We start from the raw sequence: 25,362 nt of genomic DNA on the forward strand, positions 1-25,362 counted from the left end.
CCGTTCCATTCGGGTGTTATGATGAGTGAAGGCGCTCGCGCCAAACGTGAAGGACAATCGAGGCGGCATGAGCGCGTTTCGCCAGAGTGTTGAAGCCATGATCCCGGCGCTTCGGCGCTATGCTCGGGCGCTCGCACGCGATGCCGACATCGCCGACGATCTGGTGCAGGACACGCTGGTCCGGGCGTTGCGTTCGGAGCGGCTGTTTCTCGGGGGCGACGTCAGGAGCTGGCTCTACACGATCCTGACCAACCTCAACAAGAACCGCCGCCGCTCGCTGGCGAGGCGGCCGCAGTTCATGCAGCTCTCCGAGAACAATCCGGACGCCAGCGGGACGGAAGCCGAAGGGCGGGACATTGAGAAGGCGCTGGCGACGCTGGTGGAGGAGCAGCGCTCGGTGCTGCTGCTCGTGATGCTGGAAGGCCTGAGCTACCGCGAGGTCGCCGACATCCAGGGCGTGCCGATCGGTACGGTGATGTCGCGCCTTGCGCGCGCTCGGGCCCACATCAAGGCGGCGCTGGAGGGCGAGCGGCCGGCGCTGAGAAGGGTGAAATGATGGCAGGGTCCAGGCAAAGATCCACACATCGGATTTTCAGCGCCCTGTGCATGCAGCGGGGACGAATGGATTTGAACGGCGAACGATATTTTGGGCCGACGAGCCAGAGACGACCGATATGACCGAACGCAGGATTTCCGTGACCGAGGACGAATTGCACGCCTATGTCGATGGCGAGCTGCCGGCCGAGCGCCGCGCCGACGTCGAGGCCTGGCTTGCCGCCAATCCCGAGGAGGCCGAACGGGTCAACTCCTGGCGCGCGATGGCCGAGTTGCTGCACGCCCGCTATGACACCGTGGCGCAGGAGCCGGTGCCGAGGCGCCTGGAGCTCGAGCGGCTGGTGCGCCGTCCCAGGCAATGGCTCTATGGCGCCGCGGCGGCCGCCCTGCTGGCGTTCGTGGCCGGCGGCGCGGCCGGCTGGCTGGCGCACGACGCCGCCAATACGCCCTCGACCTTCCAGAGCTTCACCGAGGACGCGCTCGACGCCCACCGCCTTTATGTCGTCGAGGTCCGCCACCCCGTCGAGGTCCCCGGCAACGAGCGCGACCATCTCCAGGCCTGGTTGACCAAGCGCTGCGGCTGGACGGTGTTCGCGCCGAACCTCGAGGCGAGCGGGCTCAAGCTCGTCGGCGGCCGGTTGCTGCCGGGGCCGAACGGCCCGGCCTCTTTCCTGATGTATGAGAGCGCCTCCGGGGAGCGGTTCACGATCTACACCGCCAAGACCAAGACCGGCGAGACCCAGATGCGCTACACCACGATGGACAAGGACGGCGCCTTGTTCTGGGCCGATCGCGGCGTCGGCTATGTCGTGACCGGCGGCGGCGACCGCGACCGGCTCACCAAGGTGGCGCGCGCCGTCTACGACCAGGCGGAGAAGAACGGCACCTAGACAACGTCCAAGCGCATTCGCCAAGATTCGGACATTGAAAATTTGGAATCAAGACATCGGCGCGTCTCATTATCGCACCGGATGATCACGCGAAAATGAGCAGCGTTCGATCCGCCGATCGGCGCAGGCGGCCTCGATTGGGGTTTTTGGTACCGCGCTGGTCCCCCTCTCGAGGCCGCACTCTTTTCGCGGCTGCATTGCGGCAGCCGGCACGCCGGACACGATAGCGCCGCGACCGCGCTCCATGCGTCTATTGGAGCATTACCTGTTGGGAAAATGCTCTTTGCGAGCGCGTGATCCGTTCCCACGAGCGCGCCCCGCTCGTCCCGATCATGCGTTAGCCGAGCCCACTACGCGGATTGTAGGGGTGCTGGTCCCGCCACTTCTGCATCAATGCTTCAAGCTCGGCATCGTTCCCATCAGGCAGCATGATGCGGGTGGTGACGAAGAGGTCGCCTGTTCCACCCGATTTCGGCAGGCCCTTGCCCTTTAGCCGGAAAGTCCGGCCGCTGGAGGTGTTTTTCGGGATCGTCAGCTCGACCGCATTGCCGAGCGTCGGCACACGGACCTTGCCGCCGAGCACCGCCTCATAGAGCGTGACCGGCAGATCGATCCGCAGGTCGGCGCCATCGACCTTGAAGAACGGATGCGGGGCAATGGTGACGGTGATGAGCAGGTCGCCCGGCGGATGGCCCGGCGCAGTCTCGCCCTGCCCCTTCAGCCGGATCTGCTGGCCGCTCGCGACGCCGGCCGGAATCTTGACGTTGAGCTCCTTGCCGGTCGGCAGCCGGACGCGCTTGTCCCCGCCATGGACCGCCTCCTCCAGCGACACCGTCATGGCGACATTGAGGTCGAGATCGACCCCGACCCCGCCGGTGTCGAACTCGAACTGGGATCCGCCGCCACCGGGCCGCGCACCGCGCGCCGCGCCGCCGAACATGCTGTTGAGAATGTCCTCGAACGCGCCCCCACCCGGACCGCCACCGCCGGAGCGGAATGAATATTCGAAGCCGCCGGGGCCGGCGCGCCCGCGCGCGCCCCCGCCGCCCGGAAAGCCCTGGAAGCGCGGCTTGCCCTCGGCGTCGATCTCGCCGCGATCGAACTGCTTGCGCTTGTCCTCGTCGCCGAGGATCTCGTTCGCAGTGTTGATCTCGGCGAAGCGCTCGGCTGCCTTCGGGTCGTTCTTGTTGCTGTCGGGATGATGCTTCTTGGCGAGCTTGCGATAGGCGCTCTTGATCGCGGCAGCGTTGGCGCTCCGCGGCACCCCCAAGACCTCATAGGGGTCGCGCATCCGTCACGTCTCCCTTCACGGAAATCGATAGTGTCAAAAGGGCTCCCCACCCCCGTCTGAGGATCATCTGGGGTGCCCGTGGCATTTTTGCAACTAGGGTCGCTGAGCGAATCCTAGCTCCGCCATGGCTTTAGCGTATGAATCTCCCAGCGGCCATGGCCACTCTGGCAACCGGCGCCCTGGAGCCAGCTTTCGGTCTGACCGTTAACGTAGCTCGCCAGGAAATCCCGGCATTTGCGTCCGTCTTCGGCAGCGTAGGACTGCGCGATCGGGGTCACCGAACCGCGTGCACCGGTCTCCGGATTTTCCCAGTGCTGGCTGGCATCCTTGTCACCCTGGCTCAACACGTCGGACGCCGCGTTGCGGGCGAAGGCGAGATCGCCCTCGGTCGGCGCCTGATCCTTGGTGATCGAGCCAGTGACATCGCCCTCGCCCATCTTGGCGAACGGCCCTTTGGCAAGGACGCCGCCGTCATTGCGGGAGAGACTACAGCCGCCCGTGCCGAGCCCGATTAGAATCATTGTCATGGCGAGGCTGGAGGGCCGGATCGCCGATAGGCCAACGCTCCCCCATGCCCTATATAGGGCAGAAGCGGACAACAACGCGCTTTGGGCCGCGGAACGCAACTCGGACTCCAGACATGACCGATACGAGCTCGATGAAACACCAGACACCCTTAACATCCGGTGATTTCACCTCCGCCGACGAGCCGTTCGCGCTGTTCGAGGCCTGGTTGAACGAGGCGATCAAGAGCGAGCCGAACGATCCCAACGCCATGGCACTCTCGACCGTCGACGCGGACGGCCTGCCCGATGTGCGCATGGTGCTGATGAAAGGCTTTGATTCCGACGGATTCGTCTTCTACAGCCACATTGCAAGCCAGAAGGGCCGCGAACTCGCCGCAAATCCTAAGGCGGCGTTACTTTTTCACTGGAAGTCGCTGTGCCGGCAGGTGCGCATCCGCGGCAACGTGACGCCGGTGACCGATGCCGAGGCCGACGCCTATTTCGCCACGCGCCCCAAGCAGGCGCAGATCGGCGCCTGGGCGAGCAAGCAGTCGCAGCCGCTGGAGAGCCGCTTCGCCTTCGAGCAGGCGATCGCCAAGGTCGCCGCCAAATACGTCATCGGCGAGGTGCCGCGGCCGCCGGGCTGGAGCGGCTGGCGCATCACCCCGTCGCGGATCGAGTTTTGGCACGACCGCCCATTCCGTCTGCACGACCGCATCGAATTTCGCCGTGACGCGGCCGGCCAGCCGTGGTCCAAGACGCGGATGTATCCCTGAGCTGAAGAACCCCCCATGCCGCATTCATCCAATGCGCCGCGCCGCACGCTGCTCCTGACCGGGGCGAGCCGCGGCATCGGCCACGCCACCGTGATCCGCTTCTCCTCGGCGGGCTGGCGCGTCATCACCTGCTCGCGGCATGCGTTCCCGGAAGACTGCCCATGGGACGCCGGCCCTGAAGATCACATCCGGGTCGACCTCGCCGATCCCGAGGACACGGCGCGCGCGATCAATGAGATCCGCCGCCGCCTCGAAGGCGGCATGCTGCATGCGCTCGTCAACAACGCCGCAATCTCGCCGAAGGGCCCGGGCGGCTCCAGGCTCGGCTCGGTCGACACCGATCTCGACACCTGGACGCATGTCTTTCACGTCAACTTCTTCGCGCCGATCATGATGGCGCGCGGGCTGATCGAGGAGTTGAAGGCGGCGAAAGGATCGGTGGTGAACGTCACCTCGATTGCCGGCTCGCGCGTGCATCCCTTTGCGGGAGCTGCCTACGCCACCTCGAAGGCCGCGCTCGCCGCCCTGACGCGCGAGATGGCCTCCGACTTCGGCCGCGTTGGCGTGCGCGTCAACGCAATCGCGCCGGGCGAGATCGACACCTCGATCCTGTCGCCCGGCACCGAGAAGATCGTCGACCAGCAAATCCCGCTGCACCGCCTCGGCACGCCCGACGAGGTCGCCAAGATCATCTACGTGCTGTGTACGGAGACGTCGTCCTACGTGAACGGCGCCGAGATCCACATCAACGGCGGCCAGCACGTGTAGAACGCGGGCGAAACGATGGGTCGGTTCGCTACCACGGCGTCACTCTACGAACTCCTGCGGCCGCCTTATCCGCCGGAATTCTTTCGCAGCGTCGCGCAGCGGCTCGCGCTCGCCGAGCGATCCGCGCTGATCGACCTCGGCACCGGACCCGGTCTGCTCGCGCTCGGCTTCGCCCCCTATGTCGGCCGCATCGTCGGCGTCGACCCGGAACCGGACATGCTCGATGCCGCACGGCGTTCGGCCGCGCGCACTGGCCGGGATCTCAGGCTGATCGAGAGCAAGGCCGAGATGCTTCCCTCCGACATCGGCACTTTCGACCTCGTGACGATTGGGCGCGCCCTGCATTGGATGGATCGCGCGCCTACGCTCGCATTGCTCGAGCGGCTGGTCGCGCAAGACGGCGCGATCGCCATCTGCGCATCGTTCTCAACCCCCGATAACCGCAATCCGTGGCTCGACGACTACAATGCGGCGCGCTGCAACTGGTCGCCAGCCAAACTCTGGGAGGAAGCTGGCCGCGGCGAGCGAACGCATCGCGACCTGCCGGCCTTCTTCCGCGGCAGCACGTTTCAGGTCGCGGATGTGATCAAGGTCGAGACGAGGCACGAGATCAGCGTGCGTGACCTGGCGCGGCGCGTTCTCACCTTCTCCTCGTCATCGCCGGAAGCAGTGGGGGACAATGTCGAGGCGATGCTGCGCGATGTCGAGAAGCGTCTTGCGCCCTTCAGCCGCGACGGCGTGATCACCGAAACGCTGCTATCCGTGGCCGAGATCGTGAGGCCCTAAGGGCACCTGAGCTGGGTGACGATGCGGCGGGTTTTCAGAGGAATAATCCGTGTTTGGAAACGGAAGCAAGGCAACCCAGACAAAGCCGCCGCAAGACCTGGATTGCCTTAACCCCTCCCGTTTCTCAATCGGCACGAATCCGACGCGACGTCTCACGCAGCCGCGGAGTGGCTGCATTGAATGCGGTCGAGCAGTCGTCGTCATTCTCGCCGTCGAGCAGCGGAGCACCACAGTGCCGGCACAGCCGTGCCGACATCGACGACGCCTTGCCGTTCGCCAGGACCTGACGATAGCTCGCCAGATCGATGACGTTGCGGGGCGTCGTTATGCGTTTTTCAACCATGGCTGTTCCTCGCGGCTTACCCGCTGCTTATCGCAGACAAGTTTCGCCCAAACGTTCAGCCCAACGCTCAAATTTTAGCTGAGGAAATGAGGCAGAGAATGTGACCTAGATACCGTCTACGCAGCGCCACATTTCACAACAAGCGTTCACGGTCTCTCCGCAAACTGCGTAACAGTTCGGTAGCTATCTCACAGCCACTTCTTCCACTTGAATATCCAGTACGGAACAATCGCGGCGGCGAGCATCATCACCAGCGCCATCGGATAGCCGTGCACCCATTCGAGCTCCGGCATGGCCTTGAAGTTCATGCCGTAGATCGACGCGATCAGCGTCGGCGGCATCAGGACCACGGCCATCACCGAGAATAGCTTGATGATGTTGTTCTGCTCGAGATTGACGACGCCGAGCATGGCGTCGAGCACGAAGGTGATCTTGTTGGAGAGATAGGAGGCATGATCGGTCAGCGATGCCACGTCGCGCTGCATGGTCTTGAGCTGCTCGCGCATGTCCTTGGACCATTTCACGCCTTCCACGATGGCCGACAGGAACGTGACGACGCGGCCGATCGACACCAGGCTCTCGCGGACCTTCGAGGTCAGGTCGCCCTTGCGGCCGATCGCGATCAGGATCTGGGAATATTGCTTGGCGTGACCGTGGCGCTCGCTCTCCGGCTCGAAGATATCGTGCGAGACCTGGTCGATGTCGGCGCCGCAGCGTTCCAGAATGTCGGCGCAGCGGTCGATCACGGCATCCAGAAGTTCCATCAGCACCATCTCGCCGGTGATGGCGGGGGTGCAGGAGCGGCCGAGCTTAGCCTCGACCAGCGCAAAGGGCTTGGGCACGTCGTAACGCACGGTCACCAGGCGATGGTCGCCAAGGATGAAGGTCACCGCCGTGGTCCGGGGCATGTCGGTATCGGAGTGACACATCAGCGTCGCCGTCATGTAGCGCGCGCCGTTCTCGATATAGAGACGGCTGGAGATCTCGATCTCCTGCATGTCCTCCCGGGTCGGGATTGCGATCCCCGCCAGCCGCTCCACCGCCTTGTCCTCGGCGCCGGTGGGGTTGAACAGATCAATCCACACCGCGCTCTCCGGCAGCACCGAGAGGTCTTCGACGACGGCCTTTTTCAGGGCGGACTCGGAGGGAACGAACACCGAAAACATGAACTACTCCAGCGGGGGCCGAAAAGGCCAGCTCACGGCCCTTAGCGCGATTCTGACAGGTGCAGAATGACAATCACATTAACGGGGCGTTTGCATTTGTGGCCGGCTGGTGGCGTAACCGCGGCATGGAACCGACAGTTCTGCATCCTTTGCCCAAAAATCGGCCCAGAGGCTCAAAACTTGCGGCAAAAAAGCCACAGCTTGGGCTTTGCAGCGCGGGATAAGGCCCTAAACGCTGGAATTGTGGCAGGTTTCAACCGATAATAGGTCCATCGGAATCGTGGAACTTGGGCGGCAAGCTCAAGGCCTGCGCATGGGTATTTGTTTCGATTGGAACCAAGCCAATGTCGTCGCTGAAAGTTAAGTTGGGAATTCTGGCCGCCGGTTTGATGCTGACGGGCTGCATGCAGGCCACTCATTTCGAGGCGACCGATACCAAGGCCTTCAAGCCGAAGGACAAGGAACTCCTTGCCAAGATTCGGTACGAAAACACCCCCGTCGCGGAGCCCTTCCGCCGGGCCATCGTCGATTACCACCGCAAGGAGTCGCCGGGCTCGATCGTGGTCGATTCCGACAATCACTACCTCTACTACGTGATGGATGGCGGCAAGGCGATCCGCTACGGCATTACCGTCGGCGAAGAAGCCATGGCCTGGTCGGGTATCGCCAAGATCGGCAGCATGACCGAATGGCCTGCCTGGCATCCGACCCCCGGCGAAATCTCGCGCCTGGGCGTGCCGACCTATGTGGCGCCGGGTCCTGACAATCCGATGGGCTCCCGCGCGATGTATCTCTACTCGGGCGGCAAGGACACGCTGTTCCGCATCCACGGTACGAACCAGCCTGAATATATCGGCGCTTCGATCTCCTCGGGCTGCATCCGCCTGACCAACGAGGACGCGATCGACCTCTACGGCCGCGTCAAGGTCGGCACCATCGTGGTCGTGCTCGAGCCGAAGCACGGCGACTCCCCGTACAATTCGCAGCTCGCCCTGCGTGGCGGCGGCAACAGCAATTCACAGTACTGAGCTTTCCTGAGGCTTTCGAGAAAGCGTCGGCTTGCTACCGGCGCTTTTTTGTTGCCTGCTTTCGGGGCGCTTCGGCACCGCCGGCAGGCTCGTCCGGCTGTGAGCCGGATTTCGCCGCATCGCCCTGCTCCACACCCTCCTTGTCCTCCCCCGACTTGGCTGCCACCTCGCGCGGCGGAGCTTCCTCCGGCCGCTCGGCCGGCAGCAGCGGGGCGACCTGTGGCAGGGGATCCCAGACGTTCCACTGGCAGATCCGGTAATCGTTGCGGCGCTGCATCAGATCGAGATGGATGTGGTCCTCGTGATACCAGTCCGATCCAGGCCCCAGCACGGTTGAAAAGCGCGCGCAGACGGAATGCAGCACACGCTCGCGCAACTCGCGCGGCACGGTGCGGTCGGTCAACCCGATCGACTGCCCGTTGGCGAGCTTGAACGCGCGCACGTCGAGCGCGTTGGCGCGGCCGTGCTCCGACAGCATGGCCCCGACGATGCGGTTGCGGCCGCGACACTCGAAGGAATCGAAATTGTCGAGATCGCTGATGGTGCTCCCGAGGCTCGCGGCAAGCGGCGCCATGTCCGAACGGACCCAGTCGGCAATGGCCGATGCCATGCCGCAGCGAAGGATCGCGGCCGGCTTGACCTGCACCTTGCGCTTGTCCGGCAGCACGATCGCCTCGAGCCGCACCAGATCCTCGCCGCCGCAGGCGCCCGGGCCACGAATGTCGGGGATCGAGGGCGCAATTGCGATCTCCTCAGTGAGGGCGAGCCGGCAGGCCGAGGCCTGCTTCTCTGGTGGGGCCGCCGGTCCGGCCGGCTTGTCGGCAGCAGGCTTTTCTTCGGCCGCCGGCCGCTCCGGCACAGGCTTGGCCACTTCCTTGGGCACATCCTCCGGCCGCGGTCTCGGCAAGGGAATTTTGGCCGGAATTTTGGCCGGATGAACGGTGCCGCGAGGTCGCGGCGGACCGAAGCCGAACAGGTCGAGCGGCGCGGCATATTTCCGCGCCCCGGCAGGCGCAAGCGACAGCCCCAGCACGACGGTAACCATTGCCGCACCGGCGGACATATAGCCGCGACAAGACCATTTGCGGCAAAAGTCCGGCAGGCTAAAATTCATGACAATTCTTTGGCCCAGAGCTGAGAGCGATAACAAGTCCAGCCCTTATTCGGAGGAACGTCGGAATGCTTGGTTTGATGCAAGACTGGCCCCTGCTCTGCCACCGGATCATCGAACACGCCGCCAGGATTCATGGCAAGCAGGAGGTCGTCACGCGCTCGATCGAAGGACCGATCCATCGCACCAACTACGCCGAAATCCACGCGCGCGCCCTGAAAGTTTCGCAGATGCTGGAGCACGACGGCATCAAGCTCGGCGACCGCGTCGCCACGATCGCCTGGAACACGTGGCGCCACCTCGAGGTCTGGTACGGCATCATGGGCATCGGCGCCATCTGCCATACCGTCAATCCCCGCCTTTTCCCCGAGCAGATCGCCTGGATCATCAACCATGCGCAGGACCGCATCGTGATGACCGACATCACCTTCGTTCCGGTGCTGGAGAAGCTCGCCGACAAGCTGGGAAGCGTCGAGCGCTACGTCGTCCTCACCGACAAGGCGCACATGCCGCAGACCACGTTGAAGAACGCGGTCGCCTATGAGGAGTGGATCGCGAAGGCCGACGGCAAGTTCGCATGGAAGGATTTTGACGAGAACACGGCCGCCGCCATGTGCTACACCTCCGGCACGACGGGCGATCCCAAGGGCGTGTTGTATTCGCATCGCTCCAACGTGCTGCACGCCCTGATGGCCAACAATGTCGACGCGCTCGGCACCAGCGCCTCCGAGACAATGCTGCCGGTAGTGCCGCTGTTCCATGCCAACAGCTGGGGCATCGCCTTGTCCGCGCCTTCGCAAGGCACCAAGCTCGTGATGCCCGGCGCCAAGCTCGACGGCGCGTCGGTCTACGAGCTGCTCGATACCGAGAAGGTGACCCATACCGCAGGCGTTCCGACCGTGTGGCTGATGCTGCTCCAGCACATGGCGGCCAACAATCTGAAGCTGCCGCATCTGAAGATGGTGATCTGCGGCGGCTCGGCGATGCCGCGCTCGATGATCAAGTCGTTCATCGACATGGGCACGCGCGTCCGCCACGCCTGGGGCATGACCGAGATGAGCCCGATCGGAACGGTTGCGGCGCTCAAGCCGCCATTTGCCGAGACCACCGGCGATGCGCGGCTCGACGTGCTCCAGACCCAGGGCTATCCGCCGTTCGGCGTGGAGATGAAGATCACCGACGATGCCGGCAAGGAGCTGCCGTGGGACGGCAAGACCTTCGGCCGCCTGAAAGTGTCGGGCCCCGCGGTTGCAAAAGCGTACTACCGGATCGATGCCAACATCCTCGACGGAGAAGGTTTCTTCGACACCGGCGACGTCTCGACCGTCGACCAGGACGGCTATATGCGGATCACCGACCGTTCCAAGGACGTGATCAAGTCCGGCGGCGAGTGGATCTCCTCGATCGATCTAGAAAACCTCGCGGTCGGTCACCCCGCGGTCGCGGAAGCGGCCGTGATCGGCGTCCATCACCCCAAATGGGATGAGCGCCCGCTGCTGATCGTGCAGCTCAAGCAGGGCCAACAGGCCACACGCGAGGACATCCTGAAGTTCATGGACGGCAAGATCGCGAAATGGTGGATGCCCGACGACGTCGCCTTCGTCGACGGCATCCCGCATACCGCGACCGGCAAGATCCTGAAGACGGCGCTGCGCGACCAGTTCAAGGACTATCGCTTCCCGCACGCAGCGGCGTAGGGGATCACAAGAGCATCGGCGGCGCGGCCCCTGCGGGATCGGCAGGGGCCGCGTCGTTTTCGAGCGCTTACAATTGCGAGCAGCGAAAGCCCGCCTCCGGCCGGCTGAGGGACATCCGCTTGTTCGACCACCACAGAGGGATCCGGAACGGGGATAAAGGTGGGGGATAAACCGCTTCACAGCCCTGCGGAAAATGCGCTAGGTCAGCTTGCTCCCGTCGCCCGTGCCCCGCAACCGGCGACTGACATCGGTGATGGAACAGCATGGCCCGCAGGTTTTCCGCTCCCTACCAGTCAGAGCCCGTGTCCGGGCTCGCCAGCTGGGCGCGTAATCTGGCCGTGTTCGCGGTGGTGGCGGTCCTGGTCTCGATCATCATCGTCCGCTTCGGCTTTCTGGAGATCAAGCCGGCGCTGGCGACCTTCTTCGGCGGGCTTGCGATCGCGGGGCTCTCCATCCTGTTCGGGCTCGCGGGCTTTGCGGCGATCTGGCAGAACGGCTCGCGCGGAATGGCGCGCATCCTGTTCGCCTTCCTGATCAACGCGCTGATCCTCGCCTATCCCGCCTATCTCGCCTTCCAGTACCGCAGGCTGCCGGCGATCCACGACATCACCACCGATCCGATCGACCCGCCGCGCTTCGAGGCGCTGGCGCGCCTTCGCACCGGCGACGGTGCCAATCCGGCCGTTTATGCCGGCCTCTATTCGGCCGAGCAGCAGCGCCGCTTCTATCCGGACATCGAGCCGATCGAGCTCGAAATTTCCGTCGACCGAGCCTATGCGCTGTCGCTCCAGATCGCCAACAAGCGCAAATGGTTGATCATCGACGAGCGTCCGCCGCAGCCGCCGCGCCGCATCGGCCGCATCGAGGCGGTTGCGCGCTCGCCGATCATGGGGTTCCGCGAGGATGTCTCGATCCGCATCGTGCCTGACGGCGACGACTCACGCGTCGATATCCGCTCGGCCTCGCGTTACTTCGAGAGCGACCTCGGCAGCAACGCCGCACGCGTCAGCAAGTTCATCGACGATCTCAACACCGCGGCCGACGCTGATGCGCTGAAGCCGGCGAAGAAGGCGCCGGTCGTCCCGGTCAAGCCGCCGGCGAAGACGGTGAAGAAATAGCCTTCCGTCATTCCGGGGCGCGCAAAGCGCGAACCCCAATGCGCAATTGCGCATTGGGGAATCTCGCGCCACAATCTCCGGATTCCGGGTTCGATGCTGCGCATCGCTCCGGAATGACGGAGGTTAGGCCATCCTGTACGTCCCCGCAATCACGGGATCGCCGTCCGTCGCCACCACGCCGCGGGCGACGAGGTCCTCCAGATGCGCCAGCACGGAATAGCCGGCCGCCGTCGTGAGCCGCGGATCAATGCCGATATAGATCGCGCGCACCATGGTTGGGATGTCGGCCTCGCCCTTGGCAAGGCGATGCAGGATCGAGGCTTCGCGCGCCTTGCGGTGGCGGATCAGGAAGCGCACATAGCGCGGCCCTTCGGGAATCTCGGCGCCGTGGCCGGAGAAATAGAGATCCTCCTCGCGCGCTGCGAGCCGGTCGAGCGAGTCCATGTAATCAATCATCGAGCCGTCGGGCGGAGCCACGATCGAGGTCGACCAACCCATCACGTGATCGCCGACGAAGCTGAATTTCCGCTCGGGCCAGGCGAAGGCAAGGTGGTTGGCGGTGTGGCCCGGCGTCGCGACGGCTTCGAGCCGCCAGCCTGAGCCTTCGATGTCGTCGCCATGGGCAACCGTCACGTCGGGCGCGAAGTCGCGGTCGGCACCCGATTCCGGATTGTGCTTCTCGCTCTCGAAACGCGGGCGCGAGGCACGATGCGGGCCTTCGGCATAGACAGTCGCGCCGGTCGCCTGCTTGATGCGGCCGGTGTTCGGCGAATGATCGCGATGGGTGTGAGTGACGAGAATATGCGTGACCGTCTCGCCACGCACTGCATCGAGCAGCGCCGCCGCATGGGCCTCGTTGTCCGGACCTGGGTCGATGATCGCAACCTTGCCCTGACCCACGACGTAGCTGACCGTGCCGGTGAAGGTGAACGGGCTCGGATTGTTGCAGAGCACGCGGCGCACGCCGGGACGGACTTCCTCGACGACGCCGGGCTTCAGCGGAAAATTGCGGTTGAACGGGACGTCGTCGTTATCGGACATGATCTTTTCTTTGACGTCATTCCGGGGCGGCCCGCAGGGCCGAACCCGGAATGACGGAGGACCTGATCAGAAAAACGCCTGGATGCCCGTGATGGCGCGGCCAAGGATCAGGGCGTGGACGTCGTGCGTGCCCTCGTAGGTGTTCACGGTCTCGAGGTTATGGACGTGGCGCATCACGTGATACTCGATCGAGATGCCATTGCCACCATGCATGTCGCGCGCGACGCGGGCGATGTCGAGCGCCTTGCCGCAATTGTTGCGCTTGACGATCGAGATCATCTCGGGGGCGAACTTGCCTTCGTCCATCAGGCGGCCGACGCGCAGGCTTGCCTGGAGGCCCAGCGCAATCTCGGTCTCCATGTCCGCGAGCTTCTTCTGCACGAGCTGGGTCGCGGCGAGCGGCTTGCCGAACTGCTTGCGGTCGAGCGTGTATTGCCGGGCGCGGTGCATGCAATCCTCGGCCGCGCCGAGGGCGCCCCAGGAAATGCCGTAGCGGGCGCGGTTGAGGCAACCGAACGGCCCCTTCAGGCCGGACACGTTGGGCAGCAGTGCACTCTCGGGCACCACGACGCCATCCATCACGACCTCGCCGGTGATGGAAGCGCGCAACGACAGTTTGCCGCCGATCTTCGGCGCGGAGAGGCCCTTCATGCCCTTCTCCAGCACGAAGCCGCGGATCTGGTTGTCGTGCTCGGCCGACTTGGCCCAGACCACGAACACGTCGGCGATCGGCGCATTCGAGATCCACATCTTGCTGCCGGTCAGGCGATAGCCATCCGAGACCTTCTCGGCGCGGGTCTTCATGCCGGCCGGGTCGGAACCGGCGTCGGGCTCGGTGAGGCCGAAGCAGCCGACCCACTCGCCGCTGGCGAGCTTCGGCAGGTACTTCTTGCGCTGATTCTCGTCGCCATAGGCGTAGATCGGGTACATCACCAGCGAGGACTGGACCGAGTTCATCGAACGGTAGCCGGAATCGACCCGCTCGATCTCGCGGGCGACGAGGCCGTAGGCGACGTAGCCCGCATTGGCACAGCCATATTCCTCCGGCAGCGTGATGCCGATCAGGCCGAGTTCGCCCATCTCGTTAAAGATCTCGCGATCGGTCTTCTCTTCGAGATAAGCCTTGGTGACGCGCGGCAGCAGCTTGTCCTGGGCGTAGGCTCGCGCAGTGTCGCGCACCATGCGTTCGTCTTCGGTGAGCTGCTCGTCGAGCAGGAACGGATCGTCCCACTGGAAAGAAGCCGCAGCCGGCTTGTCCTTGGCCTGAGGGCGCACGCTCATGAAACGTCCTTTCGCATCTGGTTCCGTCTAATTGACCGTTAAATTAAAGCGCCGCAGCGCCAGTTGCAATTGCGTCCTGGTTTCGGTCGTTCCGGGCCGCGTGGCGCGCGCACGGAATGACCGCGCGTCAGGTCTCGAGCTGCTCGTTGGCGACGATCTCGATGCCAAAGCCGGACAGGCCCTTGTAGTCATGCACCGACGACGTCAGATGCCGGATCGAGGTGACGCCGAGATCGCGCAGGATCTGCGCGCCGACGCCGACCTCGCGCCACTGCCGGTTGCGGTCGGCCTCGGCCGTCGATTCATCAGGCAGGGGCTCCACGGGCACGCCGGCTGCGCCGTCGCGCAAGTAGACCAGGACGCCGCGGCCGGCCTTCTTGAAATGATCGAGCACGATCTGCATGCGCTTGTGGCCTGTGAAGATATCCTTGACGATGTTCGGCTTGTGGAAGCGCGTCAGCACATTCTTGCCGTCGCCGACGCCGTTATAGACGAAGGCGACATGGGCGATGGAATCGAAGGGCGAGCGGTAGGCATAGCCCTGCAACGGCCCGATCGGGCTTTCGGTCACGAAGGTCGCGACCCGCTCGATCAGCTTTTCGCGCGCCTGGCGGTATGCGATCAGGTCGGCAATCGTGACATGCTTGAGCTTGTGCCGGGCGGCAAACTGCGCGACCTGCTCGCCCTTCATCACGCTGCCGTCGTCGTTCATCAGCTCGCTGATGACACCGACGGGCGGCAAGCCGGAGAGCTTGCAGAGGTCGACGGCGGCCTCGGTATGGCCGGAGCGCAGCAGCACGCCGCCATCCTTGGCGATCAGCGGAAAGATGTGGCCGGGACGGGCGAAATCGCCGGCGCCGACGTTTGGATTGGCGAGCGCGCGGCAGCAGGAGGCGCGCTCCTCGGCCGAGATGCCGGTGCCGCCGTCGGGCTTGTAGTCGATCGAGACCGTGAAGGCCGTGGTGTGGGCGGAGTCGTTATGGGCGACCATCGGATCGAGCCGCAGGCGCCGCGCGTCCTCCGTGGTGATCGGCGCGCAGACGATGCCCGAGGTATGGCGGATGATGAACGCCATCTTCTCGGCGGTGCAGAGCGAGGCGGCGACGATCAGATCGCCCTCGCCTTCCCGGTCCTCGTCATCGGTGACGACGACGAGCTCACCCTTGGCAAAGGCCTGCAAGACTTCCTGTACGGTATCGGGCATGTCCAATCTCTGGCTATGGTGGCCGGAGGCTTAGCCGGACTTCGATCCGGGCGCTAGTGTCCCGAACGCAACCGCTTATGCCTTCGCTTGGTCCCGCCAGCACCCGGCTTGCACCGGAAATACCAGAGATATAGGCCCCTCCCGGGCTGCGTGGAAGGTCGCCGAGCGCGCCTAAGGCAGCACTTCGCGCCGCTCGCTCAATCGCAGGTCAAGCTCGGTCCGCTTGTCCTCCAGAAGGCCGGCCTGAGCCGCCTCGATGACCGTGAACAGCTCATGCGCATCGCTGAGGCGGGTCACGGTGACGTAGCTGGCGCCCGCCGCGTAGAGCTCGCCGACATCGGACAACAGATCGGCGGTAGCCACGATCAGGGCGCTCGGGTTGAGTGCGCGGACGTGGCGGACCAGCTTCTCGTTGGTAGCCCCCTTCAACAGCGCATCGGGCACGCTGAGAATGATCATCTCGGACTTGCCTACGCCGGCATGGACGAGCGTGTCGACGTTGCTGATGTCGCCGTAGATCACGTGCAGACCGCGCGAAAGCAGCGTCCGATACACATTGGGGTTGAAGTCGACGACCGTGATCTGCTCGAGCAGCACCGGCGCCTGCCGCTCGATCTCCGCAAGCAGCGCGCTCGCCGCGCGGAAAAAGCCGAGGATGACGATCCGCCGCGCCTCGCCATGGCCGCCCTCGCGCCCCTCCTCGGCGTGGCCGTGATCGAGGTCACGCAGGCCCAACCGCTTCAAGGGGCCGATCGCCCGGCGCGTGATCTCGTCACTCCTCATCATCACGAAGGTCGAGAGCACCGCGAGCACCACGAAGGCGAAGGAGGCGGCATTGGCGGTCTCCTGGGCGATGTGGTTGTCGGTGACGCCGGTCTGGATCACGACCAGCGAGAACTCGCTGATCTGCGCCAGGTTGATCGCCGGCAACAAGCTCGCGCGAAGCCCCTGCTGCATCAGATAGAGCGGCACGAAAGTGGTCACGAGGCGGCTCACGACCGTGAACGCCGCAATCATCACGGCAAGCCCGATTACCGACATGTTCGGCACGGGAATTGTCATGCCGAGCGCGACGAAGAACAGCGTGATGAAGAAATCGCGCAAGGTCGTGACCTTGGCGGTGACGTCGAGCGCGTAAGGAAAGGTCGAGAGCGAGACGCCGGCGATCAGCGCCCCCATCTCGCGCGACAGGGACAACCGCTCGGCGGTCTCGGCGACCAGGAAGCACCAGGCGAGCGCCCCCAGCAGGATCAGCTCGGGCCGGCGGGCGATCTGGTGGAACAGGCGCGGCAGCACGAAGCGGCTGACCAGCAGCGCGGCCGTGACCAGCACCACGACGCGCACGATCGAGAGCAGGATGACGCTCGCCTGCAACTCGGCAAGGCTCGGCTGCACGGCGAGGAACAGGATGGCGAAGATGTCCTGGAGCACAAGGACGCCAAGAGTGATGCGGCCGGGCAGCGTGTCCAGCTCGCGCTTCTCATACAGCACCTTGACGATGATGACCGTGCTGGAGAGCGCGCAGGCCACGCAGAGATAGAGCGCATCGAAATGACCGCCGCCGAGCGTCAGGCCGATGGCGGCGAAGAACAGGATGCCAAGCAGGCAGCCGCCGAGGAGCTGGCCGGCGGCCGCGAACAGGATCACCCGTCCCGCCCGCACGATCTTCTTCAAATCGATCTCGAGCCCGATCATGAACAGCATGAAGATCAGGCCGAGCTCGGAAATAACGCTGATCGATTCCTGCGACTTGACCCAGCCGGCGCCGAATGGACCTATGCAGAAGCCGGCGATAAGGTAAGCCAGGATCAGCGGCTGACGGGAGAAATGGGCCAGAAGCCCGAGCATCCAAGCGAACAAGATACAAAGAGTGATATCGCCAATGAGTTCGTGCATCTCAAAGCAGTCCTTTTTGCCGCACCCTAGAGGCGGCTCGCAGGGCGGCAAACGAGCAATTCGTCACATGCCAATTGTCCTGCCAATCGTGCTCGCATTGATAGGTGGCCTGCTCGGCATGGCGTTGCCTGCCGCGGCACAGCCGAAGGTCAATATCGAACAAGGTTTTGCCGATTCGCTGACAGCGATGCCGACAGAGGAACTCGCCGTCTCCGGCGGCTTCTACGTGCCGGCCTATTCCAGCGTCGCGATGAGCCAGGGCAAGCTGCGCGTCGACTTCTCGGTGACGCTGAGCGTCCACAATGCGTCGGAGAACCTCCCCCTCGTGCTGAAGCGTGTCGCCTATTTCGACACCGCCGGCAAGATGATCGAGAGCTACCTGAAATCGCCGGTCGCGCTGAAGCCGCTCGCGACGGTCTCCGTCGTCATCCCGACCGAGGACGTACGCGGCGGGACCGGCGCCAACTTCATCGTCGACTGGGCGGCAGCGAGCGAGATCGCCGAGCCCGTGGTCGAGGCCTTGATGGTTGGCGGTGTCGCCAATGCGCACTACGCTTTCATCAGCCAGGGCCGCCCGACCCGGACGGTCGGCAAGAAGTAACAGGCCGGCCGGCGCAATGCCGGCTGGCTCAACAAGAACAGAGGAAACCGCCCATGACTGCCCACTTCGACTTCGCGCCCCTGTTCCCGCCGGGGCTGCCGGCTCCTTCTGCGCGCTGGACCGGGCTTGCCAAATACAGCTTCGTCGGCGGCAACAATGATTCCGAGCAGGTGCCGGTCGATGACCTCATCGCGGCGGTCGATGCGGTGCTGCGGCGCGAGGGCCGCAACCTCGCGACCTACGGACTGGCACATGGTCCGCAGGGCTATCTGCCCCTGCGCCAATTCCTGAGCGCGAAGCTGAAGCGCGATGCCGGCATTGTCTGCGCGGTCGACGATCTCCTGATCGTCTCGGGCTCCTTGCAGGCGCTCGACCTCGTCAACCACACCCTGCTCGCGCGCGGCGATACCGTGATCGTCGAGCAGGAAACCTATCAGGGCGCGCTCAACCGTCTGACACGGCTCGGCGTGAATACGGTCGGCATTCCCCTCGACGGCGAGGGCCTTCGCATCGACGCTCTTGCGTCTGCGCTTGCCGACCTGAAGAGTCGCGGCATCCGGCCGAAATACATCTACACCATCCCCACCGTGCAGAATCCGACCGGCAGCATCATGCCGGAGAGCCGCCGCGCCGAGCTGTTGCGACTTGCGGCCGAATACGGCGTGCCGATCTTCGAGGATGATTGCTATGCGGACCTGGTCTGGTCAGGAAAGCGGCCGCCAGCCATCCATGCGATGAGCGACAAGGGCGGCGTCATCCATATCGGCTCGTTCTCCAAATCAATCGCGCCGGCGCTCCGCGTCGGCTTCATCGTCGCGCCCTGGGAGGTGATGTCGCGGATGCTCGCGCTGAAGACGGACGCCGGATCGGGCGCGCTGGAACAGATGGTGCTCGCCGAATATTGCCGGTCGCATTTTTCGACCCACGTGCCCGCGCTGACGCGCGTGCTGCGCACCAAGCTCGACACGCTGATGGAGGCGCTGAACGAGCAGTTCGGAACGGCGGCCGAGTTCGAGGAGCCCAAGGGCGGCATCTTCCTCTGGGTGAAGCTGCCCGATCATGTCGACACGCTAAAGCTTTATCAGGCCGCGCTCGCGGCCGGCGTCTCGATCAATCCGGGGCCGGAATGGTCGACCAGCAAGGGCCGTTCGGGCCCGCGGCTTCGGCTCTGCTTTGCGAGCCCTACCCATCAGCAGATCCGTGAGGGCGTCGCGGCGCTCGCCGAAGTCTGCCGCAAGGAGTTTGGCGTGCCGGCACGGATTGCGAACGTGGAGAGGGCGCGGGGTTGAAGCTGCGTCAGGCCGCCTGGGGCTGGCTGCCGTGGATCGCGGAGGCCAGCCGCAACAAGAGGACGATCGAGACGTTGCCCTTGCCGGCCTCGATCTGCGCGATGTAGCGCTCGGAGATTCCCGACCTGCGCGCGAGCTCCCGCCGCGACAGCTCGCAGCGCATGCGCGAGGACCGCACCCGCTCGCCGAGCTCCACCAGGAATTCGGTCTCGGAGTATGGCGGCACGGCCGTGCCACCCGGCAGCGCTTCGCCCGCGAAATCGGTGACTTCATCCAGCATTGATCTATCCACGATCGCCTCCCGAAGCCGGCATTATGGCGCAGCTTCGGCCCGCCTCATTGACGCGGATCAAATAGCGGAACGATTGCCGACCGGCGTGGACGACCAGGCTGGGCATGCTAAACTTCGCACTCGTTCGAGGGCGGGGCTCCTGAAGATATGAAGTTTTGCTCGAACCGCTGCGCGCTGGTTGCGCTCGTCTGGATTGCGCTCGTATCCGCGGCCGGCGCCGAGACGCTGGCGGCCACGATCATCAATTGGGGGCTGCTCGGCTCCTGGGCGATCGATTGCTCGCTCCCGCCCGATCGCGACAAGGGTGCGGTGCTCACCTACGAAGTCACCCCGGACGGCCGGGTGATGTACCGCCGCAACTTCGGCGACGCCAGGGACGAGAACGAGGTGGTGGCGGTTTCGACCGATACGGACGGACTGCTCACCATCATGGTGTCCTTTCCAGTACTGCATCAAACGCGCGAGTTCGGCCTCGCGCTGCAGAAGGACGGCAGCCTGCGCGCGATCTACAATCGCGGCGAGCGCGGCGACTACACCATCCGCGACGGCAAGTTCGTCAAGACGGGCGCCCCGACGCCCGCGCAGCACCGCTGCGGCAACAGCACGTGAGCGCGAACGCCGAAGCTGAACAGCCGTTCAGAATTCTCCCGACAGTTCCTCCGGAACGTTCGCGCGCATGCGCGGTTTAAATTGGCGTTCATTGGAGGAGGACATCATGAGGAAGCTTGGCTATGTCGCCGCCGCTCTCGGTGCACTTGCGATCGCGGTGCCGACGATGGCGAGCGCCGAGACGGTGGTGATCAAGAAGCACCATTACGGCCCCTACGGCACCCGCGCCGAATTCCGCGAGCACCGTGACTTCGGCTGGCATCGTGGCTGGCATCATCACGGCGACAATGTCGTCGTGATCAAGCGCGGTTATCGCCACTACGACTACTGATGCGCACGCTGAAAATGGCCCCACGGGGCCATTTCTTTGCGTACACGGATAGGCAGCGACACTAATCCCACGCCGGCGCGAAGCTGGCATTGACGCTGCGCCTGTCCTTCGGCAGCGCCGCGATTTTTCTGCGATCGTCATCATCGAGCGTGATCTTCAGCGCGTCGAGATTGGCCTGCTGGCTCTCTCGCCGTGATGCCTTCGGAATCGCAGCGACACCTTTCTGATCGAGCAGCCATTTCAGCCCGACCTGCGCGGCGGTCGCGTCGTGCTTGCGGGCGATCTCGCCCAACACCGCATCAGAGGCGATACGTCCCTGCGCGAGCGGGCAATATGCAACCAGCGGAAACGACTTTGCGGCGAGATAGTCGATGACTTTCGATTGATCGAGCATCACGTGATATTCAATCTGGTTGCAGGCGATCGGCGCCCTGATCTCGTCGACCGCGAGCTTGAGCAGCGCGGTGGTGAAATTGGCGACGCCAATGGCGCGGGTGCGGCCCTCTTCCTTCAGCTTCATCAGCGTCTCGAAGACCGCCGGCCAGTTCGCATTGCGCGACGGCCAGTGCACCAGATAGAGATCGACGTGGTCGAGCCGGAGCTTGTTCAGGCTGGCGTCGAAGGCGCGGCGGATCGCGTCCGGTGCCAGGTTCTCGTGCCAGACCTTCGTCGTGACGTGCAGCTCACCGCGCGGCACGCTGGCGGTCGCGATCGCGGCGCCGATCGGCTCCTCATTGGCGTACATCTCGGCGGTGTCGATGTGGCGATAGCCGAGCGACAGCGCGCTTTCGACCGCGGCGCGGCAGGCATCGCCCTGCATGCGGAACGTGCCGAGGCCGAGTTTGGGCATGCTGATGCCATGGATTGTCAGATCTTGGGTTTTCAGATTTTCCATGAGAGCACTCCTGACGAATTCCAGCCCGCTGGATGCGCGCGGCAAAGGCCACGCAAGCAGATTTTTCTGTGGTGGAAGAGAGCGATGGCGGGGTGAGCACTATAGCGGGGCGGCTAAGGCGCGGCCAATCAAGATCGGGTTAGCTGGGCCTCTTACGAATGCTGTGCCACCACAGCGGGCCGCACTTGCGGCTGCGGGAGGATGTCGACCGACCAGAGGTCGCGGTTGTCGACGTCCTTCAGGGTTACGGTCATAACTTCCGTGCGACCGTCGATGTCGACGCGGCCGAAGAACTGGAGTCCGAAGCAGGGCGCAAGATTCTCGCCCTGCTCGGAATTACAGCCGTGCTGGTACATCGCGACCGGTCCGAAGGTGTTGTCGAGCTCGCCCGGTCCCCAGGTGCCGGCATGGAGGGGGCCTGAGACGAACTCCCAGAACGGTTCGAAATCCTGAAAGACCGCGCGGTTGGGATCGTAGTAATGCGCCGCGGTGTAGTGCATGTCGGCCGTGAGCCAGACGATGTTGCGCACGCCGGCGCGCCTGATGAAGGAGAGCAGGTCCGCGATCTCGTGCTCGCGCCGGTCGGGCGGACCGTCGCCGAGCGCGACGGCATCGAGGCTGATCAGGCCGATCGGCAAGTCGGCCGCGACCACCTTCCAGGTCGCGCACGAAGCGGCGAGTTCGTGCTTCAGCCAGGCGAGTTGCTCACGGCCCAGGATCCAGCCGTCGTGCTCCTCGCCCTTGTTCCAGGTGCCGTCGCGGTAGCTGCGCATGTCGATCATGAAGACGTCGAGCAGTGGTCCGTAAGAAATCTTCCGATAAATACGGCCTTGCTGCTGCGGGATCTCGCGGATTGGCATGAAGTCGAAAAACGCACGCCTCGCGCGCGCGACCAGGCGTGAGGTTCCGTCGACGTCAAAGCCGGTCTCGTCGACGCTTCCATAAGGCGACCAGTCGTTGGTAACCTCGTGGTCGTCCCATTGTGCGAACATCGGCACCTGCGCATGGAAGGCGCGGAAATTCTCGTCGAGGTGGTTGTATCTGTAGTTGCCGCGGAATTGCGCCAGCGTGTGCGCGACTTCCGATTTCTCTTCGGTGACGCGGTTGCGCCAGATCTCGCCGTTCGGCAACTTCAACTCGGCAGGAATGGTGCAGTCGGCATAGATGTGGTCGCCGGAATGGATGAAGAAATCCGGGCGATTGTCGAACATGGTACGATAGCTGCGCATGCCGCCGCGCGACGTATCGATGCCCCATCCCTGCCCGGCAGTGTCGCCGGACCACACGAACGAGACCGACTGGCCAGCGGCCGGCGCGGTACGGAAATGTCCAGTGCGCGTTTCGCCGGCAACGCCGGTCGCGATGTCGTCGAAGCGCACGCGGTAGAAGATATCCTGTCCGGGCGGGAGGTCGCGCAGCAGCACCTTTGAGGTGAAGTCGGCGTCCGGCAGCGCGTCAGCGGATGCCGTGCACAGGATCGTCTTGAAGCTTTCGGCCGAGGCACATTCGACCCGCATCCGCGCAGTCCGGTCGGCACGCGCCCAGATGACGGCAGAGCCTTCGGACACGTCGCCCGACTGGATGCCGCCCGCAATCAGCGGGCGGTCGGCGGCGCGGCTGAGATTTGGTCTGGTGAGAGGGCCGAGGCCAGCGAGCGCGAGGGAGGACGTGGAGCGGACCAGGAACTGCCGCCGGGTCCATGCGCGCGAGGCGCGGAGCGTTGCCATTCAGGAAACCTTCGTCGAATCGCGACGAAAGGTGCCTGCGCTCCTTGACTCCAAGCCGACGGTTTCTTGACTCCGGGCCTACCGTTTTGCGACGGGCGGATGACGCTGCTCGCTCAACGTCTCCAGTTGCAGATGCCGCCCGACCTGCATGGCCAGGTCTGAATGCGCGTGTCCATCGCCAGCGCGTCCAACGGACTGGTGTGCCGATGCGCAAGCTTGGTGCGGGCAGCGCCACGCAGTTGCGTGCTCTTCGCGTGGGCAACCCGCGGCTCCGGCGCCTTCACGCGCTCGGTCGCGACCGTCTTCGGCGTGACGTCAGGCACGGCGCGCGCCGCGTCACTTCTTGCTTCCACCTCGACCGGCGCGAATTGCGTCGCGGGGCCGAGCCGCTTCGGCGACAGCACCGCCTTGGAGAGGTCGAGGCCGAGATACTCGTCAGGCTTGTAGTCGTCAGCCATCGCCGCGCTGCTGCATGCGAGCAAGAGCGCGGTGGCGAGGCTGAAAGAAACGCTTTTCAGGACCAAGAGACGCCTCCTGAAACTCAATTGAGGGCAATTTTACCCTCATCTAGGAGGCGCGAGACGGATTTCCAGCGGCAGATTGCCATCAGGGTTACCGGCCACCGAAGCCGTTCCCCGATTCGCGGACCTTTCGCAGGCTCAGGTACCACCGGCCAGCGTCTTGACCAGCCGGTAGAGATACTCCTGACCCCTGTAGAACGACGCCACGGGAACACGCTCGTCCTTGCCGTGGATGCGGTTTTCCCCAATATCGATCGCCATGCCGGAATGGCCGTAGGTCGGGATACCCGCATTGCGCAGGTAACTGCCATCGGTGGCACCGGAACTCATGACTGGGAGCACGATGGCGCCGGGGAAGAACTCGCCCGAGAGCTTTTCGATGGCGCCCATGATCTCCTCGTGCAGCTCGCTGGGCGCGCTGATGACAGCCGTATCGATCTGCGTCAGCTTGATGTCGGGATCCGCCAGCACCTGCTCCAGCGTCGCCTTGACCTCCTCGACTGGCTCGCCCGGCATGATGCGGCAATTCACCTTGGCACTGGCCGATTGCGGCAGCGCGTTGATGGCATGCCCGCCCTGGAGCATCGTCGCCACGCAGGTGGTGCGGAGCTGCGCGTTGTAGACTGGATTCGCAGCGAGCCGGATAAAGGACAGCGCCGCCGGGTCGGGTTTGTCCGACATCACGGCGCGCATGTCGGCCGCGGTCTGGTCGTTCTCGAACTGCGCGCTCTTCTCGAAATAGCCGCGCGTTGTCGCGTTCAGCTTGAGCGGGAAGTTGAACTTGGACAGGCGCACCAGCCCTTCGGCGAGCTTGTAGATCGCATTGCTCTTGCGCGGCACCGAGCTGTGGCCGCCGGGATCAGTAACGTCGAGCTGGAAGCTGACGGGGATCTTTTCGCTGGTCTGGACGCCGACGCGGATCGGCTTGCCGTCCTTCAGGCCAACGCCGGCGCCCTCGTTGAGGGCGAATTCGGCATCGATGAGGTCGCGCTTGTTCTTGATCAGCCACTGGATGCCGAGACCGTCGCGGTCGAATATCTCCTCGTCCGTCTCTAGCGCGACGATGATGTCGCGGTCGGGCTTATAGCCCTCCTGCTTGAAGCGGATCATGCTGGTGACGAAGGCCGACGCCATGTGCTTATCGTCGGCCGTGCCGCGACCGTAGTAGTAGCCGTCCTTCTCGGTGAACTTGAACGGATCGACCGACCAATCCTCGCGCAGCGCCGGCACGACGTCGAGATGCGCCACCAGGAGGATCGGCTTGCGGGCGCCGCTGCCGTGCAGGCGGGCGACAAGATTGCCCTTGGGCGGCGCGGGCGAGAAGACGTGCACGTCCGAATCGGGGAAGCCCACCGCCTTCAGCCGCGCCGCCATCGCTTCGGCCGCGCGCGCGGTGTCGCCGGTCGCGGTGGTGGTGTCGATCTCGACGAGCTCCTTGTAGACATCGTGGGAGAGCTGCTGCTGCGGGCTCAGGCCTTCGGCAGCCGCCGCACCGCCGGTGAGCAGCAGGGCCGCGCAAGCCACTGAGAGGAGCGCGTTCCGGCACGAGAAATTGTTGATGGTGATCGTCTTCTTCATCTCGTGCTCCCAGAATGCGGCCTCGCTGAATTCAGACAGCGGAGGCGCGCTTTGGCAAGCGC

Annotated in this window: 26 protein-coding genes; 12 read left to right on the forward strand and 14 right to left on the reverse strand. The window is 64.4% G+C overall.

The genetic code is table 11. The features are described from left to right. Positions 1–67: 67 nt before the first annotated feature. Both NLM33_RS16170 and NLM33_RS16175 read left to right on the forward strand, forming a co-directional pair. Positions 68–556: a sigma-70 family RNA polymerase sigma factor gene (locus tag NLM33_RS16170; RefSeq protein ID WP_027524403.1), complete on the forward strand. Its 489-nt coding sequence runs from the start codon at positions 68–70 to the stop codon at positions 554–556. Positions 557–674: 118 nt separating this feature from the next. Further along, the gene (locus tag NLM33_RS16175; RefSeq protein WP_254096998.1) at positions 675–1,445 is read left to right on the forward strand and encodes an anti-sigma factor; all 771 of its coding nucleotides are present in this window, start codon (positions 675–677) and stop codon (positions 1,443–1,445) included. 337 nt (positions 1,446–1,782) lie between these two features. Here the strand turns inward: NLM33_RS16175 and NLM33_RS16180 are convergent, their stop codons facing one another. Next, positions 1,783–2,736 (reverse strand): DnaJ C-terminal domain-containing protein, encoded by a 954-nt coding sequence (locus NLM33_RS16180; RefSeq protein ID WP_254096999.1) that lies wholly within the window; start codon positions 2,734–2,736, stop codon positions 1,783–1,785. Between the two features lie 113 nt (positions 2,737–2,849). Next, entirely contained in the window at positions 2,850–3,263 is a 414-nt protein-coding gene (locus NLM33_RS16185; RefSeq protein ID WP_371929958.1) for an RT0821/Lpp0805 family surface protein, read from the reverse strand. 113 nt (positions 3,264–3,376) lie between these two features. Between NLM33_RS16185 and pdxH the strand changes: the two genes are divergently transcribed. Genes pdxH through NLM33_RS16200 form a run of 3 tightly spaced genes read left to right on the forward strand, consistent with a single transcriptional unit; the run spans position 3,377 to position 5,572 of the window. Continuing rightward, the gene (pdxH, locus tag NLM33_RS16190; protein WP_254097001.1) at positions 3,377–4,018 is read left to right on the forward strand and encodes a pyridoxamine 5'-phosphate oxidase; all 642 of its coding nucleotides are present in this window, start codon (positions 3,377–3,379) and stop codon (positions 4,016–4,018) included. Positions 4,019–4,033: 15 nt separating this feature from the next. After that, a complete protein-coding gene (locus tag NLM33_RS16195; protein WP_254097002.1) occupies positions 4,034–4,786 on the forward strand; it encodes an SDR family NAD(P)-dependent oxidoreductase in 753 nt (250 codons plus the stop codon). Between the two features lie 15 nt (positions 4,787–4,801). Beyond that, the gene (locus NLM33_RS16200; protein WP_254097003.1) at positions 4,802–5,572 is read left to right on the forward strand and encodes a class I SAM-dependent methyltransferase; all 771 of its coding nucleotides are present in this window, start codon (positions 4,802–4,804) and stop codon (positions 5,570–5,572) included. Between the two features lie 124 nt (positions 5,573–5,696). On the opposite strand, the gene NLM33_RS16205 is transcribed toward NLM33_RS16200, so the two are convergent. Both NLM33_RS16205 and NLM33_RS16210 read right to left on the reverse strand, forming a co-directional pair. Then, complete coding sequence (locus tag NLM33_RS16205) at positions 5,697–5,915, reverse strand: hypothetical protein (protein ID WP_254097004.1); 219 nt, start codon at positions 5,913–5,915, stop codon at positions 5,697–5,699. A 188-nt stretch (positions 5,916–6,103) separates the two neighbouring features. Continuing rightward, positions 6,104–7,081 carry a magnesium transporter CorA family protein gene (locus NLM33_RS16210; RefSeq protein WP_254097005.1) on the reverse strand — a complete coding sequence of 326 codons (978 nt, stop codon included), beginning with the start codon at positions 7,079–7,081 and terminating at the stop codon, positions 6,104–6,106. A 344-nt stretch (positions 7,082–7,425) separates the two neighbouring features. On the opposite strand from NLM33_RS16210, the gene NLM33_RS16215 reads away from it, so the two are divergent. Continuing rightward, on the forward strand, positions 7,426–8,109 hold the full coding sequence (locus NLM33_RS16215) for a L,D-transpeptidase (protein WP_254097006.1): 684 nt from the start codon (positions 7,426–7,428) through the stop codon (positions 8,107–8,109). A gap of 34 nt (positions 8,110–8,143) precedes the next feature. Here the strand turns inward: NLM33_RS16215 and NLM33_RS16220 are convergent, their stop codons facing one another. Continuing rightward, positions 8,144–9,223, reverse strand: a complete 1,080-nt coding sequence (locus NLM33_RS16220; RefSeq protein WP_254097007.1) for an extensin family protein — start codon at positions 9,221–9,223, stop codon at positions 8,144–8,146. Between the two features lie 65 nt (positions 9,224–9,288). On the opposite strand from NLM33_RS16220, the gene NLM33_RS16225 reads away from it, so the two are divergent. After that, entirely contained in the window at positions 9,289–10,917 is a 1,629-nt protein-coding gene (locus tag NLM33_RS16225) for a fatty-acid--CoA ligase (RefSeq protein WP_254097008.1), read from the forward strand. Positions 10,918–11,180: 263 nt separating this feature from the next. Further along, positions 11,181–12,035: a DUF1499 domain-containing protein gene (locus NLM33_RS16230; protein WP_254097009.1), complete on the forward strand. Its 855-nt coding sequence runs from the start codon at positions 11,181–11,183 to the stop codon at positions 12,033–12,035. Between the two features lie 123 nt (positions 12,036–12,158). On the opposite strand, the gene NLM33_RS16235 is transcribed toward NLM33_RS16230, so the two are convergent. From NLM33_RS16235 to NLM33_RS16250, 4 genes are all read right to left on the reverse strand, one after another. Continuing rightward, positions 12,159–13,076, reverse strand: coding sequence for an MBL fold metallo-hydrolase (locus tag NLM33_RS16235; protein ID WP_254097010.1), 918 nt, complete (start codon positions 13,074–13,076; stop codon positions 12,159–12,161). A 66-nt stretch (positions 13,077–13,142) separates the two neighbouring features. Continuing rightward, entirely contained in the window at positions 13,143–14,357 is a 1,215-nt protein-coding gene (locus NLM33_RS16240; protein ID WP_027524388.1) for an acyl-CoA dehydrogenase, read from the reverse strand. Between the two features lie 127 nt (positions 14,358–14,484). Next, positions 14,485–15,561, reverse strand: a complete 1,077-nt coding sequence (gene ribB / locus NLM33_RS16245; RefSeq protein ID WP_254097011.1) for a 3,4-dihydroxy-2-butanone-4-phosphate synthase — start codon at positions 15,559–15,561, stop codon at positions 14,485–14,487. Between the two features lie 171 nt (positions 15,562–15,732). Further along, positions 15,733–17,457, reverse strand: a complete 1,725-nt coding sequence (locus NLM33_RS16250; RefSeq protein WP_254097012.1) for a cation:proton antiporter — start codon at positions 17,455–17,457, stop codon at positions 15,733–15,735. A gap of 67 nt (positions 17,458–17,524) precedes the next feature. On the opposite strand from NLM33_RS16250, the gene NLM33_RS16255 reads away from it, so the two are divergent. Together NLM33_RS16255 and NLM33_RS16260 are read left to right on the forward strand one after the other, a co-directional pair. Further along, positions 17,525–18,058, forward strand: coding sequence for a DUF3124 domain-containing protein (locus NLM33_RS16255; RefSeq protein WP_254097013.1), 534 nt, complete (start codon positions 17,525–17,527; stop codon positions 18,056–18,058). A gap of 53 nt (positions 18,059–18,111) precedes the next feature. Continuing rightward, the gene (locus NLM33_RS16260) at positions 18,112–19,347 is read left to right on the forward strand and encodes a PLP-dependent aminotransferase family protein (RefSeq protein WP_254097014.1); all 1,236 of its coding nucleotides are present in this window, start codon (positions 18,112–18,114) and stop codon (positions 19,345–19,347) included. Positions 19,348–19,354: 7 nt separating this feature from the next. Here the strand turns inward: NLM33_RS16260 and NLM33_RS16265 are convergent, their stop codons facing one another. Further along, complete coding sequence (locus NLM33_RS16265; protein ID WP_254097015.1) at positions 19,355–19,627, reverse strand: helix-turn-helix domain-containing protein; 273 nt, start codon at positions 19,625–19,627, stop codon at positions 19,355–19,357. 159 nt (positions 19,628–19,786) lie between these two features. Here NLM33_RS16265 and NLM33_RS16270 point away from each other — a divergent pair, with 159 nt between their 5' ends. Both NLM33_RS16270 and NLM33_RS16275 read left to right on the forward strand, forming a co-directional pair. After that, entirely contained in the window at positions 19,787–20,248 is a 462-nt protein-coding gene (locus NLM33_RS16270; protein WP_254097016.1) for a hypothetical protein, read from the forward strand. Between the two features lie 106 nt (positions 20,249–20,354). Then, the gene (locus NLM33_RS16275; RefSeq protein ID WP_254097017.1) at positions 20,355–20,579 is read left to right on the forward strand and encodes a hypothetical protein; all 225 of its coding nucleotides are present in this window, start codon (positions 20,355–20,357) and stop codon (positions 20,577–20,579) included. A gap of 61 nt (positions 20,580–20,640) precedes the next feature. On the opposite strand, the gene NLM33_RS16280 is transcribed toward NLM33_RS16275, so the two are convergent. From NLM33_RS16280 to NLM33_RS16295, 4 genes are all read right to left on the reverse strand, one after another. Continuing rightward, on the reverse strand, positions 20,641–21,474 hold the full coding sequence (locus NLM33_RS16280; RefSeq protein WP_254097018.1) for an aldo/keto reductase: 834 nt from the start codon (positions 21,472–21,474) through the stop codon (positions 20,641–20,643). Between the two features lie 152 nt (positions 21,475–21,626). Beyond that, positions 21,627–23,201 (reverse strand): alkaline phosphatase, encoded by a 1,575-nt coding sequence (locus NLM33_RS16285; RefSeq protein ID WP_254097019.1) that lies wholly within the window; start codon positions 23,199–23,201, stop codon positions 21,627–21,629. Positions 23,202–23,314: 113 nt separating this feature from the next. Then, entirely contained in the window at positions 23,315–23,725 is a 411-nt protein-coding gene (locus NLM33_RS16290; RefSeq protein ID WP_254097020.1) for a hypothetical protein, read from the reverse strand. 135 nt (positions 23,726–23,860) lie between these two features. Further along, entirely contained in the window at positions 23,861–25,300 is a 1,440-nt protein-coding gene (locus tag NLM33_RS16295) for a M20/M25/M40 family metallo-hydrolase (protein ID WP_254097021.1), read from the reverse strand. Between the last annotated feature and the right edge of the window lie 62 nt (positions 25,301–25,362).

This window comes from Bradyrhizobium sp. CCGUVB1N3 (genome assembly GCF_024199925.1).
Taxonomy (GTDB): domain Bacteria; phylum Pseudomonadota; class Alphaproteobacteria; order Rhizobiales; family Xanthobacteraceae; genus Bradyrhizobium.

Coding starts and splice junctions, on each gene's coding strand:
- NLM33_RS16170 (WP_027524403.1), top strand. CDS start 68: ATGAGCGCGTTTCGCCAGAGTGTTGAAGCCATGATCCCGGCGCTTCGG.
- NLM33_RS16175 (WP_254096998.1), top strand. CDS start 675: ATGACCGAACGCAGGATTTCCGTGACCGAGGACGAATTGCACGCCTAT.
- NLM33_RS16180 (WP_254096999.1), bottom strand. CDS start 2,736: ATGCGCGACCCCTATGAGGTCTTGGGGGTGCCGCGGAGCGCCAACGCT.
- NLM33_RS16185 (WP_371929958.1), bottom strand. CDS start 3,263: ATGACAATGATTCTAATCGGGCTCGGCACGGGCGGCTGTAGTCTCTCC.
- pdxH (WP_254097001.1), top strand. CDS start 3,377: ATGACCGATACGAGCTCGATGAAACACCAGACACCCTTAACATCCGGT.
- NLM33_RS16195 (WP_254097002.1), top strand. CDS start 4,034: ATGCCGCATTCATCCAATGCGCCGCGCCGCACGCTGCTCCTGACCGGG.
- NLM33_RS16200 (WP_254097003.1), top strand. CDS start 4,802: ATGGGTCGGTTCGCTACCACGGCGTCACTCTACGAACTCCTGCGGCCG.
- NLM33_RS16205 (WP_254097004.1), bottom strand. CDS start 5,915: ATGGTTGAAAAACGCATAACGACGCCCCGCAACGTCATCGATCTGGCG.
- NLM33_RS16210 (WP_254097005.1), bottom strand. CDS start 7,081: ATGTTTTCGGTGTTCGTTCCCTCCGAGTCCGCCCTGAAAAAGGCCGTC.
- NLM33_RS16215 (WP_254097006.1), top strand. CDS start 7,426: ATGTCGTCGCTGAAAGTTAAGTTGGGAATTCTGGCCGCCGGTTTGATG.
- NLM33_RS16220 (WP_254097007.1), bottom strand. CDS start 9,223: ATGAATTTTAGCCTGCCGGACTTTTGCCGCAAATGGTCTTGTCGCGGC.
- NLM33_RS16225 (WP_254097008.1), top strand. CDS start 9,289: ATGCTTGGTTTGATGCAAGACTGGCCCCTGCTCTGCCACCGGATCATC.
- NLM33_RS16230 (WP_254097009.1), top strand. CDS start 11,181: ATGGCCCGCAGGTTTTCCGCTCCCTACCAGTCAGAGCCCGTGTCCGGG.
- NLM33_RS16235 (WP_254097010.1), bottom strand. CDS start 13,076: ATGTCCGATAACGACGACGTCCCGTTCAACCGCAATTTTCCGCTGAAG.
- NLM33_RS16240 (WP_027524388.1), bottom strand. CDS start 14,357: ATGAGCGTGCGCCCTCAGGCCAAGGACAAGCCGGCTGCGGCTTCTTTC.
- ribB (WP_254097011.1), bottom strand. CDS start 15,561: ATGCCCGATACCGTACAGGAAGTCTTGCAGGCCTTTGCCAAGGGTGAG.
- NLM33_RS16250 (WP_254097012.1), bottom strand. CDS start 17,457: ATGCACGAACTCATTGGCGATATCACTCTTTGTATCTTGTTCGCTTGG.
- NLM33_RS16255 (WP_254097013.1), top strand. CDS start 17,525: ATGCCAATTGTCCTGCCAATCGTGCTCGCATTGATAGGTGGCCTGCTC.
- NLM33_RS16260 (WP_254097014.1), top strand. CDS start 18,112: ATGACTGCCCACTTCGACTTCGCGCCCCTGTTCCCGCCGGGGCTGCCG.
- NLM33_RS16265 (WP_254097015.1), bottom strand. CDS start 19,627: ATGCTGGATGAAGTCACCGATTTCGCGGGCGAAGCGCTGCCGGGTGGC.
- NLM33_RS16270 (WP_254097016.1), top strand. CDS start 19,787: ATGAAGTTTTGCTCGAACCGCTGCGCGCTGGTTGCGCTCGTCTGGATT.
- NLM33_RS16275 (WP_254097017.1), top strand. CDS start 20,355: ATGAGGAAGCTTGGCTATGTCGCCGCCGCTCTCGGTGCACTTGCGATC.
- NLM33_RS16280 (WP_254097018.1), bottom strand. CDS start 21,474: ATGGAAAATCTGAAAACCCAAGATCTGACAATCCATGGCATCAGCATG.
- NLM33_RS16285 (WP_254097019.1), bottom strand. CDS start 23,201: ATGGCAACGCTCCGCGCCTCGCGCGCATGGACCCGGCGGCAGTTCCTG.
- NLM33_RS16295 (WP_254097021.1), bottom strand. CDS start 25,300: ATGAAGAAGACGATCACCATCAACAATTTCTCGTGCCGGAACGCGCTC.